The 13,639-nt window shown below is 40.0% G+C and carries 10 protein-coding genes; 3 read left to right on the top strand and 7 right to left on the bottom strand.

Annotated elements, in window-relative coordinates; translation table 11 throughout:
- Nucleotides 1–267: nucleotidyltransferase substrate binding protein (locus SCALIN_RS19615; RefSeq protein WP_203415583.1), on the top strand; the 267-nt coding region annotated here is incomplete at its 5' end.
- A 135-nt stretch (nt 268–402) separates the two neighbouring features.
- On the opposite strand, the gene SCALIN_RS19610 is transcribed toward SCALIN_RS19615, so the two are convergent.
- The 6 genes from SCALIN_RS19610 to SCALIN_RS19585 form a co-directional block, all read right to left on the bottom strand.
- On the bottom strand, nt 403–1,221 hold the full coding sequence (locus SCALIN_RS19610; protein WP_096896140.1) for an LpxI family protein: 819 nt from the start codon (nt 1,219–1,221) through the stop codon (nt 403–405).
- A gap of 19 nt (nt 1,222–1,240) precedes the next feature.
- A complete protein-coding gene (gene lpxD, locus SCALIN_RS19605) occupies nt 1,241–2,278 on the bottom strand; it encodes a UDP-3-O-(3-hydroxymyristoyl)glucosamine N-acyltransferase (RefSeq protein ID WP_096896139.1) in 1,038 nt (345 codons plus the stop codon).
- 6 nt (nt 2,279–2,284) lie between these two features.
- On the bottom strand, nt 2,285–3,112 hold the full coding sequence (locus tag SCALIN_RS19600; RefSeq protein WP_162532425.1) for a CPBP family intramembrane glutamic endopeptidase: 828 nt from the start codon (nt 3,110–3,112) through the stop codon (nt 2,285–2,287).
- Nucleotides 3,113–3,688: 576 nt separating this feature from the next.
- Nucleotides 3,689–4,564 (bottom strand): cytochrome c biogenesis protein ResB, encoded by an 876-nt coding sequence (locus tag SCALIN_RS19595; RefSeq protein ID WP_133112078.1) that lies wholly within the window; start codon nt 4,562–4,564, stop codon nt 3,689–3,691.
- A 99-nt stretch (nt 4,565–4,663) separates the two neighbouring features.
- A complete protein-coding gene (ccsA, locus tag SCALIN_RS19590; protein WP_162532424.1) occupies nt 4,664–5,353 on the bottom strand; it encodes a cytochrome c biogenesis protein CcsA in 690 nt (229 codons plus the stop codon).
- Nucleotides 5,354–5,664: 311 nt separating this feature from the next.
- Nucleotides 5,665–7,110: a foldase protein PrsA gene (locus SCALIN_RS19585; protein WP_096896135.1), complete on the bottom strand. Its 1,446-nt coding sequence runs from the start codon at nt 7,108–7,110 to the stop codon at nt 5,665–5,667.
- A 176-nt stretch (nt 7,111–7,286) separates the two neighbouring features.
- Between SCALIN_RS19585 and SCALIN_RS19580 the strand changes: the two genes are divergently transcribed.
- Nucleotides 7,287–8,813: a leucyl aminopeptidase gene (locus SCALIN_RS19580; RefSeq protein ID WP_096896134.1), complete on the top strand. Its 1,527-nt coding sequence runs from the start codon at nt 7,287–7,289 to the stop codon at nt 8,811–8,813.
- A complete protein-coding gene (uvrA, locus tag SCALIN_RS19575; RefSeq protein WP_096896133.1) occupies nt 8,794–11,634 on the top strand; it encodes an excinuclease ABC subunit UvrA in 2,841 nt (946 codons plus the stop codon). Before SCALIN_RS19580 ends, uvrA begins: the two co-directional genes overlap by 20 nt.
- Before the next feature lie 100 nt (nt 11,635–11,734).
- On the opposite strand, the gene dacB is transcribed toward uvrA, so the two are convergent.
- Entirely contained in the window at nt 11,735–13,234 is a 1,500-nt protein-coding gene (gene dacB / locus SCALIN_RS19570) for a D-alanyl-D-alanine carboxypeptidase/D-alanyl-D-alanine endopeptidase (protein ID WP_096896132.1), read from the bottom strand.
- Nucleotides 13,235–13,639: the final 405 nt, after the last annotated feature.

The following is a 13,639-nucleotide window of genomic DNA, read 5'->3' as shown; positions in this document are numbered from 1 at the left end:
TGGAACACGATAAAAGATTTTTACGAATATCAAACTAAAATAGATATTCGAGGATGTAGAGACGCCATTCTATTGGCATTTAATAGAGGGCTTATTGAAGATGGTGAAATATGGATGAGAATGATACACAGCCGGAAGATGACGACATACACTTACAATGAAGATACTGCGTCAGATATTGTGGCAAAAATCATTGGATACTATTATAAAGTATTTATAAAATTAGAGAAGAAGCTCGAAAGATTTGAAGAAATAGAGAAAAAGTAAATGTGGAATTTGATCTCTAAGAGAAAACAGTTGATCAAATAAGCAGTTCCAACCTTATCAAACATATTAAAAGGTGAGTGTTGTTCTTTTTTATTTACGTAAAAAAAGCGACGTCCAATAAACAAACCCTCATTATCACAACGCAATTATCGCAATTTTATGCTTGTCTGCCTGTTTAATCACATCTTCTTTATCAAGGACCAGAGTCTTTTCCGCTTCTATCGCTATTGTAGAGACGCCGGCTTCTTTCAAGTATTCAATAGTTTCTGTGCCAATGGTAGGTACATCAAAACGCGGATCATGCCCTTTTTTGCTTAATTTAATCACAACAACATTACCGCGGCCAAGTTTACCCCCCCGTTTAATAGTTTCATTTGTACCCTCAATCGCCTCTACTGCCAGGACTATTTTATCTTTTACCACTATACATTGACCTATCTCCATCCCCGCAACTTCCTTTGCTATCTTCCACCCGAATTCTATATCGGCTGCCTCATTTTCCGTTGGTCTTCTCTTAGTTAAACAACCTTTCTCTGCCAGAAGGTCTTTCACATAATCTAAGGAACTGATGAGTTCTATACCGTCTAATGCAAATTCATTTGCAACTGCTTCAAGGATAGAGTGGTCATGTTTACTCCTGAGTTTTTTATACCACATGTTGATTGTTCTCATATCAGGCATGAATTTCAAGTGCTTAAACCTTGAATGTATATGTGATTTTGTCAACCCCCCCGCCATAACAGCTTTCTCTATATGTTCGTTCTTAAATGTCCGTATCATTTTGCCCATCTTGGCAACACCAACCCAATATAACTTCTCAACATATTGTTCTATCTCAGGGGAAGCCTCCCCCTCAATAGCAACTGTTATGACACTTATTCCCTTCTCCTTTGCACTCTGCGCAAAGAGTATCGGAAATCTTCCATTACCTGCAATCAATCCTAATCTTTCCATTTTAAATCATTTAACTTTTTTAATCCGACCCCAACCGTTTCTCCAGTTGTTCTATCTTTTTCTGTAAATCTTTTATAGTATTTTTCATTTCCGGCAGTTTCTGTATAATGATAAAACACTTTCTCATTCTTTCAATCTCTATTGCCGGTGTTCCAAGATATGTACCGCCAGGCGGCAAGTCCTTTATAACTCCTGACCAGCCACCCACCTGTACATTGTCCCCCACCTTGATATGACCGGCAACACCCGCCCCCCCTGCCAGGATAACGTTATTACCAATCTCAACACTACCGGCAATACCTACCTGTGAGGTGATCAGTGTGTCTTCACCAATCTCAACGTTATGCGCAATCATCACCTCGCTGTCTATCTTTGTGCCTCTTTTGATCCTCGTCTCCCCCAGTACACCACGGTTGATTGTGGTATTGGCGCCGATATCAACATCATCTTCAATTACGGTAACCCCAACCTGAGGTATCTTATAGTATTTCTTCCCATCAGGAGCATATCCATAACCGCTGCAACCAATGACGGAATTACTATGAACAACAACACGCTCTCCAATCGTTGTTCCTCTGTGGAGTACGGTATTTGGATGGATTACGGTATCCTTCCCTATCTGACAATTATCCCCTACATAAACACCGGGATACAAAACTACATTATCAGCAACCTTTACATTTTCACCTATAAAAACAAACGGATAAGCAGTTACATTAGCGCCTATTTCGGCGGAATCACTTACCCTGGCAGAGTTATCCAATGACCCTGGATAAACCTTCTCCGGGCTCATCATCAGGTCAACGACCTTTGCAAACGCGAGGTAAGGATTTTTTGTAACCAACAGGTTTTTGCCTTTGGTCGTAATTCCCGGCGAAACAAGAATTGCCGATGCCGATGTCTCTTCTATTTTTTTGATATATTTTATATTAGATACAAAGGTGATATAACCTTCCCTGGCCTCATCAATCGTCATTACACCTTTTATCTTTATATTTTCATCACCAATCACCTCTCCTCCCAGGTAATCGGCAAGCTCTTTTAATGTCTTTTCCATTTATATTTACTCCAAAGTAATATTTCTACTATAAATTCTTTTTATTACAAATAAAATAAATATTAAGAGAAACCAGACGAGCACTCCTGTTACCAACTTGCTGTCACCAAACAACCATCCCAGTTTTTCCCTGACACGAACGAGGAACATCCCGTCTGCCTTCATCATAAACACCATTCCCGCATGAAGACCAATCGAGAGATACAACGATTTCGTCCTGATAAACGCGTATGAGAGCACTACACCAACCAGAAACAGACCGAGAATTGCTGGCAAATTACTAAAAAAATCAAAGAAAACCGGTTTAAAAAAAAGTGCAATGGTTGTAAAACCAACAAGCGGCTGAAAACCTGTAGACACAAAGACATCAGCTTTAAAAAAATGGAGCATCGAGTAAATCAAGCTACTTACACAAACAGCCACAGGCAACGACACACTCTCCAGAAAAGACTGCAGTACAAAACCCCTGAAAAGTATCTCCTCTATAATACCTATGAGGCAGCCTATCAATGCGTATTTAATAATGTATAATATCGTAACCCCTGCCGAATCATAATCTATATGAATAATCCACGCGCCGGTAAGAAGTCCAAGTCCATAATAGATAAGTAGAGGTACTACTGCAAGCAAGAACCCCAACCGGAACTGCCGAAGGAAACCGGGTCCGGTCTTTATCGCTGAAGAGACCAGAGCGCCAAATCTCAGCGATTTCCTGAAGACAATAAACACTATCAGGGCAACCACCATCAAAATCCGCCTCATCACCTTACCAAAATCATACACACCATCTTCAAAGTCAACAGTATCAGCCATGAACCCTGTCTTTGCTAACATAAAATCCAGAGGCACCTTCTTAATGGGTGCAAGGATGCAGCTGAAAAATAGTATAATTAAGAATAGAAATATTATTTTATTATATTGTTTCATTACGATTGAAATAGATTTACTCGTTTATTCTGATAGAAATGGAACCTAAATTTAACTTACTAGTGGGTGTATGTGAAATGATATATTGGATTTGAAATCTAACACAATACCCATAAACAGTCAAGTCAAAAGCCTTTATCTATCCATGCATACCCAGTTTAATAGATATTCCGCTAAGTCTTTCTTTAAGCAGGTGTTGGAAATTAATTGATAAAAGAGTGACAACGTATATAAGATCAAATTTATTAATACAGTAGTATGAAAATCTGGTAGGGTGAGTAACGCTTACAACAGAACTTTTTTGTATATTTGTATAATACTAATTTGATTCCTATGGATATCATTACGATATGTGGTGTTCTACAGAAACTATATGATGTCCAGGATGAGCAGTGTTTCATCCTGCATCTGCTCAATCCGTTAAATACCTCACGTTTCCTGTAATTTGAGATCGTAATTCATAAACCAGAACATCTTGCTCGCTTAAACCCTGACCATCTTGTACGCCGTCCTGAAGACCACCAAAAGCATACCTGACCCAAAACAGCCGATTGCAATCAGTGTAAGTGGTATACTCGGGTTCTTCTTCGTTGTAACAACTACAGCAGGTGTAGATTTAATGTCTTGAAATATTACGTCTACCCCCTTAACATTCTGAACATTTTGCCTGCCAATGCGGACATAGGTTTGATCGTATTTATCGTTATTACCTTTTGAGACTAACTGCAGAACAGGCAGTGGGAACTGAGGCGGCATGTAAAGATTTGCAATGAGTACATCTGTTCCGTTTATCTCTATGACGTCCTTTATGTTTAACGTCACTGTTTGTCCGTCAATATTCATTACTACCGCGTTTGGCATGTTTCCATAATTTCGTAAAAGGAACTGTTTGGTCCCGCTATCTACAAGCACAGGGTTGTTGTAGCCGAGCGTGTCATCATACTCCTCCCCGTCTTTCCTTATCTTCATCTGTGCGGTTATCTTCCTGGGCATACCGTTTGGGTAAGTAGTTGAGTCAAGCCCTGTCACCTTTAACTCATATTCACCGGCCTGGACCCATGTATTGGAAACCGTGATTGGTCTGCCAGACTCCGACCATATGCCGCCAACAAGATGCGCCACAAGCGTGACGAGGAAACCGATATGAACAATTGAGGCACCATACAAAGCAACTTTTTTGGAACGTGCCTTTACCTTTCTAAGGATAGAGTCCAGTGTACAGATGAAGATACATATCCCATACATGGCAAAGGCAACAAACATCAGGTAAAACCAGATGTGTATCGGCTTAGGTTCATTAAAGAAGAATGTGATATCTTCACCCGAAAGCCCCTCGTAGGATTCCGGGCAGTAATTCATGATAAGGCTGCCTATTATAAGGAGTCCCGTAACCGCAAATCCTACTATTATTCCCGTCTTCTGGGACCTTAAAAAATCATATACTTTTTTCATTTTATATTAAAAACTGTGTGAACTTTTAATAAGAAAACTTGTACCAACATACGTTGTCAGAAGTATAACAAATCCAACTATTGCCAGTGGTGTTTTGTACTTTCTGGATGCGGGCCAATAATCCAGATGAATGCAAGTCGCATAAAAGAACCAGATAATCACAGACCAGAGCAGCTTCGCGTCCCAAAGAAAATAGGACCCCCAGGCTACATAACCCCATAGTCCGCCGAATATCATAGATATCGAGAAGGCTATAAATCCGTATTGGAAGCCAGCATCTATTATATACTCAAACCGTCTCTTATCTTCACTTCCGGAAAAATATCTTGCCATTGCTGCAGCGAAAGCACTTGTCCATAATGCATAGCAATAGAAAGATATAGGAACGTGAAGGACATACCATATCGTCAACATAAGCGGCGGTGCATATGACACCTTCATTAAATAAGAGGAGAAGCAAACGGAAGCAACAACAAAGAAAATATATCCTACACTAAACGTTGCAATCCTGTAGACGTAACTCTCTACCCTGGAATAAAAAAGAAGCACACTGAAGCATGCAAGAGCAAACCCTGTAAATGATTCAAATTTGTTAGTCAGCGGGAAATATTCTATAGCAATACCCCTGAAGGTAATTGATGCCGTGTGCAGGACAATTCCACCCAGGAGGACATAGAACCTTATCCCTCTGCCCATGAAGCCGACTATCCAATAGGAAGTATAGATTAACAGTGAACTCCAATATAGAATAACGGATATTTTTATAGCTGACTGAGGATCCATTTTATACGTTAACTCCGTTTACAATCTTTCAAAATCCCTCTTAACTTAAAGATGGGTAGCTAATACTATTTTTGATGTAGTTGCGGGGAAATGTTCCTCTCTTTCGAGAGGATTCCAGTCTTGGACTCCTCTCGAAAGAGAGGCCCTACAATAATCAACACCAGCCTTGTAACTACAAGGCCGTGTCGAAAAGAAATAACAAAGTCCAGGCAGAAGGATCTCTATCAATCGTTTGTAAGAGTAAATTTCTTCTCTACAGACCCACCTTCTACCGAACTCATTTGCCCGTGTGGATTTGAACCACCATGAGGTGAAGCACCACCATGGGGTGAAGAAGCACCCGGCATAGGCATTCCAGCGTGAGGAGATGGATTGCCAGTACCACCGTGAGGTGAAGCGCCGCCATGAGGAGAAGTATTCGTTTTCATATTACCATGATCACCATACACCCCTCCATGTCCTCCTGGCATGCTCATGTTGCCCATGCCACTGCCATGCCCGCCACCGCCCATGCCGCCATGGCCACCACCGGATGACGTTGCCGCATAGTATGGAGTTGGCGTATATAGTACCTTAACATCTGATTTTTTGAGTAAATCCTGAATTAAATTCAATGTTTTCTCATTATGAAGTGCAATTTTTACCTTATCCTTAATATCTTCATAATTGACGTCTTTACCTGCGTCTTTACCTGTAACTTTGATAATGTGATAACCAAACTGTGTTTTTACCGGTTCACTGATACCATTTACCTCTGTCGCGTAGGCCACATCCGTAAATTCTTTTACCATGTCATCTCTCTTGATAGGACCTAAATTTCCGCCAGTCTTAGCGGAAGGGCAATCGGAGTGGGCTTTAGCAAGTTGTACAAAATCACCACCCTCATCAAGTTCTTTTTTTATCTTTTCTGCTCTCTCTTTTGCCTCTTTTAATTTTGTCTCATCGGTTACGCCTTTTGTATCTATAAGAATATGACTTGCAGTAACGATTTCCCCGTTAAAGCTGCCTATGTTCTCCGTAAAATAGGTTTTCATCTCTTCCTCTGATGTAGTCTTTTCGAGGTATTCGTCTACTCCGAATGAGATATCCAGGGCAACTCTCAACTCGTCGAGGCTTCCCCCCTGCTCTTCCAGAAGTGTTTCAAGGCTTTTGTCTTTAGTCTGAGGATTCTTTTTTATATTCTCCCTGAAATTATTAATCTCCGTTTCAATACGGTTTAGATCAACCTGGATATTTTCCTTTTTAATAAACTGCTTGAGTACTGCCTGTGTAATTAAATCATTTATAACTTTTTCTTCTACAAGATGCAGATTAGATTTACTCATTCTTGTTTTGGCTTTATCCATTATCTTGTCAAGTTCCAGACGTATAATTTTTTCGCCGTTTACTGTCGCTATTACCTCATTGGGATCTTTTTTCGTTTCTTTAGGAGTGCCATGAGCACTGAGATGACCATCATCTGAATCACTCGCATGCATTTTTCCTATTTTCAATTTGGCAAGATCATCCTGCTCCGCTTTTAATGCCTGCTGCTCAAAGTTCATGTCGCCTCCGCTTTGCGGAGCACCGACAATACCACCATGGGGGCTTGGTGTATTATCACCACAACCATTTATTAATAAACCTGCAAAACTTAAAGAAATTAACGTTATAAAAAGCCTTATTTTCATCACTTTCCCCGCTACTGATTTTAAAATTAATTATAAACTTTTGATTCTAATGCAAAGAACTTTGATTGTCAAAAGAAAAAGGTTCTCTTGTTATACGTTATAAATTAGTATAATATACCGCTCTGGAACTATAAAAAACAGTTGTTTCTCTTCTTATATATTATGGAGGATTTCAGATGAAGTTATCAGTAACATTTGGCGCAGCAGAAAAAAAATCTACAGACATAATCATAATAAGTCTCTTTGAAAATATAAAAAAAATCCCTTCCGATTTAAACGCCCTTGATAAAGCATCCGGAAAGGCAATATCAAGTTTACTGCAAAACGGTGATTTTAACGGAAAATTGAATGAAACGATACTAATCCCAACTGATAAGAAGATTGCTCCAAAAAGAGTCCTGTTAGTCGGGCTGGGAAAATCGACCGCGTTTTCACTTGACAAAGCCCGACAGGCCGCAGGCACAGCCACCAGAGTTATCCAGGAAAAGAAATATAAAAATCCTTCATTATTATTATATGGAACAGAAAATAAGGAGATCTCTCTGGAAGATGTTACTCGTTCAGTGGTAGAAGGCATCTTATTGTCACTCTATACTTTCACCATGTATAAAACATTAAAGAAGGAAGAAAAAACGGATATTACAAATTACTCTCTGATTGTTCAGAAGAAGGATGACCTGGAAAATGTTAAATCTGCAGTACAGAAAAGCCAGATAGAAGCAGAAGCCGTCTGTTTCTCACGTGATATTGTAAATATGGCGGGCAGCGACGCAACGCCAACATTCCTTGCAAATAAAGCAAAAGAGATTGCAAAGAAAACTGGAGTTAAATGTAAAGTATTGTCCATCCCGGAAATGAAAAAACTGGGTATGAACGGTATATTGAATGTATCGAGAGGAAGCTCTGAACCACCTAAATTTATCATCCTTGAATATAATTCTAAGAAAAACACTAATGATACAATAGTCCTTGTGGGTAAAGGTGTAACCTTTGACTCAGGAGGAATATCCTTAAAACCCGGGGCAGGTATGGATCTGATGAAGGCCGATATGTCGGGTGCCGCCGCTGTGCTGGGTACTTTTAAGGCTATTTCCGACCTTAAACCATCCTCCCATATTGTGGGATTGATACCATGTACAGAAAACATGCCCGGTGGCCGTGCCCTGAAACCGGGTGATATTATCAAATATATGTCAGGAAAGACGGTAGAGATATTAAACACTGATGCTGAAGGACGCCTGATTCTGGCTGATGCAATCAGTTACGCGAAAAAGTATAAGCCTGATGCCATGATAGACATTGCCACATTAACCGGCGCATGTGTCGCTGCGCTTGGCACTTTTGCATCAGGCATGCTTGGTAACAATGAAGAGCTTAAAGACCGGGTAAAACAATCCGGTGAAAACTGCCATGAAAGAGTGTGGGAATTACCGCTATGGGAAGAATATAATGATTTGATAAAAAGCAACATAGCAGATATTAAGAATACCGGAGGTAAATACGCGGGGACTATTACAGCTGCGTGTTTCTTAGCCGAATTTGTAGAAGACTTCCCATGGGTACACCTTGACATTGCAGGAACGTTTCTTGTAGAAAAGGATACTCCATACATAAGAAAAGGCGCTACCGGGGTTGGCGTGCGGTTATTGACACACTTGGTTATGAACTGGAAGAAGATGACTGATGCAAGTAAAAAGAAGTAACTCTATTAAGTCAGAACCTGTCAATCACATATCAATAAATGGTGCAAGACAACACAATCTGAAAAGCATAAACATAAACATTCCGAGAGATCAGCTTGTGGTTATAACCGGTGTAAGCGGTTCCGGGAAATCCTCCCTGGCCTTTGACACTATTTACGCGGAGGGGCAACGACGTTACATAGAAAGCCTCTCCTCATATGCCAGACAATTCCTCGACCAGATGCAGAAGCCGGACGTCGATATCATAGAAGGCCTCCCTCCCACTATCGCAATCGAGCAGAGAACAAGCCATTCAGGCCCGCGTTCTACCGTCGCCACAACAACTGATATATACGACTATCTACGCCTTCTCTTTGCGAAAGTCGGCACTCCCTATTGCCATAATTGTGGAACTGCAATTACCAGACAATCCATAGAGCAGATTATGGATAGAGTATCACGGATTCCCTATGGCACAAAGATTATGATTCTAACACCAATAATTAAGGGCAAAAAAGGTGAACACAAAGAGATTTTTCAGAAAATAAGACGTAAGGGGTTCGTACGTGCCAGAGTCGATGGGAAGGTTATTGATGCAGGCAGCGACGTCAAACTGAGCAGGTATAAATTGCATGATATTGATATCGTCGTAGACAGACTTGTAGTTAAGGATGATATTCAAAAAAGGCTCAGTGACTCAATACATACGAGTCTGGAACTGGGAGAAGGCGTCGTAATTGTTGCGCGCGAAAAGAAAGGAAAGTGGCAGGATATGGTTTTCAGTGAACGCTATTCCTGCCCGGATTGTGGGATCGGCTATGAAGAACTTGCTCCCCGAATGTTCTCCTTCAATAGCCCCTATGGTTCGTGCAGAGAGTGCGAAGGATTAGGTATGACTCTGGAGTTTGATCCGGAATTGATAATACCAAATGAGGAATTAAGTCTAAGAGAAGATGCTGTTCATGCATGGTCAAAATGGAGTCCAATTACACAGGGGCATTACAACAGTTTATTAGACATTTTTTCAGAAAAATATGGTATTGACACGGAGGTACCGATCAGGAAGATCGGGAAAAAGGCTAAAAATATTTTGTTACACGGAGAACCTCTCAATAAAAAAAACCTTAAAGCGGGGGAACGCTTTGAAGGTGTCATTCCGGTATTATGGCAGGTATATGACAAAACAAACAGTCCGGATGTTATAAAACGCCTTGAAAGATATATGGAATACACTACATGTGAAGGGTGCAAAGCAGCCAGGTTAAGACCTGAAGCGTTATCCGTAAAAGTTAATGGAAAAACAATAAATGAAATCACTTCAATGACGGTAAAAAATGCCTTTGACTTCTTTAAGGCCCTTAAATTCAAGGGAGAGAAAGAGATCATAGCAAAAGGGATTTTAAAAGAGATTATAATCAGATCAGGCTTCATGCTTGATATCGGATTATACTATTTAACACTGGACAGAAGGAGTGATACACTTTCCGGTGGAGAAGTGCAGCGGATCCAACTGGCAACACAGGTAGGGACCGGCCTGATCGGTGCGTGCTATGTATTGGATGAACCTACTATTGGATTACACCAGAGAGACAATAAAAGATTAATTGATACATTATTAAAACTGAAGGATTCCGGAAATACTGTAATAGTAGTTGAACATGATGAAGAAACTATACGTAATGCAGATTATGTAATTGATCTGGGACCTGGTGCAGGAGAACATGGAGGGGAGATAGTAGCAGAGGGCTCTGTTCAAGAAATAACCTCCAATAAAGAGTCATTAACCTCTCAATATATGAACCACAAACTTAAGGTGGAAATCCCCGGCATAAGAAAAAAAGCAGATATGAAAAACGTTATCTTGATACAAGGCGCAATGGAAAACAACCTTAAATCAATTGACGTCCAAATCCCATTAAACGTATTCTGCTGTATAACCGGCGTTTCAGGCTCGGGCAAGAGCACTCTTATCGATCAGATTTTACATAGAGCTTTAATGAAGTCGATATATGGCAGTCGTCTCAAGCCGGGGAAACATAGCAGGATAACGGGAATAGAAAAAATTGACAAAGTAATAGAGATCGACCAATCCCCGATTGGTCGCACACCGCGATCAAACCCAGCAACATACACAGACCTCTTCAACCACATAAGAAATGTTTTTGCCCAGACAAAGGAATCAAAGATAAGGGGATACAAATCCGGCCGTTACAGTTTTAACGTTAAAGAAGGCAGGTGCGGGTTGTGTGAAGGCCAGGGGACGAAGAAAATTGCCATGAACTTCCTGCCGGATATGTTTGTCCTCTGTGAACAATGCAGAGGTAAAAGATACAACCCGGAAACACTGGAAATAAGATATAAGGGCAAAACCATTGCAGACACACTCGACATGACAGTGGAAGAGGCGTATGATTTCTTCAAAAATGTCCCCCGTATTGAGCGCATATTGAGGACACTACAAAACGTTGGATTAGGATACATAACACTTGGGCAGTCAAGCACTACCATTTCCGGAGGTGAAGCGCAAAGGGTAAAACTCTCAACTGAACTTGCAAAACAGAGTACTGGAAAAACGCTATATATACTTGATGAGCCCACAACCGGACTTCATTTTGCAGATATTCGGAAACTCCTGAAGATACTCCACAAGCTGACGGATATGGGGAATACCGTAATTGTTATTGAGCACAATCTAGACGTTATCAAAACTGCAGACTATATCATCGACATGGGACCTGAGGGAGGAGAAAGAGGTGGAGAGGTGATTGCTGCAGGTCCTCCCGAAAAAATTGCCGGTACGAAGGGATCTTATACAGGGAAGTATTTAAAATCAATGATTTGAAGTGATGATACCATGGACACGTCTTTGAATATATAGTAAAATACGTTCTGCGTGTCAATTGTTTTTTAATTCGTGATAATAGGTGAAAATTAGTGTCTATTTAATAAGTAACCAGAAACTTACATATAGCATCTTGAAGCTGCTTTGCCTTCCAGGCACTACCTCTTATTTTGTTTACCAATATTGAAAATGCTATCACTTCCTCGTCTAATGTCTTAACATAGCCAGAAAGTGTACTTGTCCCATTAACATACCCTGTCTTTGCTCTTATTCTCGATTTATATGGTTTTTCTCTCAAGCGTTTTTTCAGAGTGCCATCTGTCCCCGCTATTGGAAGTGATTTCAGGAAGATTCCGGCATTTTTATGTTTGTACATATAGCGTAGTAATCTTGTGAACATTTCCGGCGTTAATTTGTTTTTTTTGGATAATCCGGAACCATCATCAAGATGATAACTCTCCTCCGGGATTCCTAATTTTGTAATGAAATCTATAATTACCTCCAACCCTCCTGAAAAAGAGCCGTCGTTATTCATGATTGCCCCAAGAGCCTTCAGTATCTGTTCCGCGTAGAATCCCTGGCTACGCTTATTGGCTACTGTAATAGATTGTCTTAAACTTGAAGTGGTAGTGAATAATTTATGGAGCCTGTTCCCGGTATTTTTATCCGACTCATTTATAACCCGTGCTTCCCCCAAAATACGGATATCTTTATTTTCTAACATCTCTTTGAATACAGTAGTCAGATACAATGGAGGATTATAAATAGCCATCCACTCTCTCCTCGGCTTACTCTTTAACCACAAAAAACCTTTGAGATAAATCTGGTTTTCAAATGGCTTCCTGTACAATGAATAAGACTGTTTTGATTTTAACGCAGTAGTTTTACATTTATTAATTATTTTTACAAAAGATGTTTCAGGCTCTGTCCGAACGGAAATAAGACCTCCTGGTTTACTGTCAGGTTCTACTATCACATCAACACAGTTATCGTTAAAAGAGAGACCGCTTACAGGCGCGCAGTACCATTTCGTAAGCTGGTCTTTAGGCCAGTTACTATGAACAAATTCTCTATCAAAGATGCTGTCATCCGCAATGATATCACCATTAATTACCTGTATTCCATGCTCCCTGATCCTGTCAGCCCAATAGGCAGGAACTGCGGTTACATTGCCATCGAAGAACCTTCCTGATATATTTGGGTCACCACTTCCTTTTATGATAATATCACCATCCAGTTTGCCATCAACGGAGATATTACCACGATAGAGTATTTCAGTTTTAAATTCATAACCCGCTCCAAGATAGACAAGGGCAGTTGCTGTCGTAAACAACTTCATATTGGAAGCAACTACAAAAAGTTCATCAGAATTGAATTCATATAGATATTTATTATTACTAATCGAAAATATGCTTATTCCCACTTGGGTATTTTTGGATTTATATTTCTGTAATATAGCATCTATATCGTCCTTAAGTTCTCTGTTTTCAGGAGTGGACCATCCACTTTCCAGACATATGGCATAAAAGAGCAGGAGGAGGACTAAGAAGAAAAAGGGGATTTTGTATGTGGTATGTTTCTTGCTCAAAAAGAGTTTCATCTTAGTCTCTTAATAAAAATATTTGAATATCGAAATCAGAAACAAATAAAAAACCTAAATGCTAAAATCTTAAATGTACAGCTTTGAACATGTTTTTTTAGAACATTTATTTCTTTAGCATTCGGATTTGTTTCGAATTTTGTGCTTCGGATTTCTGGTTTTCCCGTTTGTCTGGGTTAGGGTTTGAAAAGCGATTTATGCTACTGTACTCACTTGAGAGGCAAGTATTTTTTTTACTTTTTGGAGAAAAGAATCCCATTCAATTGGTTTTGGAATGTATGCCTGAATATCTGATTTTAAATATCGATTTAATTCGTTTAGAACTACTTCCATGAATTAAAATAGCAGGAATAAATGGGTCTACGGCACTGACCTTGGATAAGACATCAACCCAAGATATATTCT

Origin of the sequence: Candidatus Scalindua japonica (assembly GCF_002443295.1) — a bacterium.
Classification (GTDB): domain Bacteria; phylum Planctomycetota; class Brocadiia; order Brocadiales; family Scalinduaceae; genus Scalindua; species Scalindua japonica.
The sequence above is the reverse complement of the archived record's forward strand: the minus strand, read 5'-3'. Positions and strand labels throughout refer to the sequence as shown.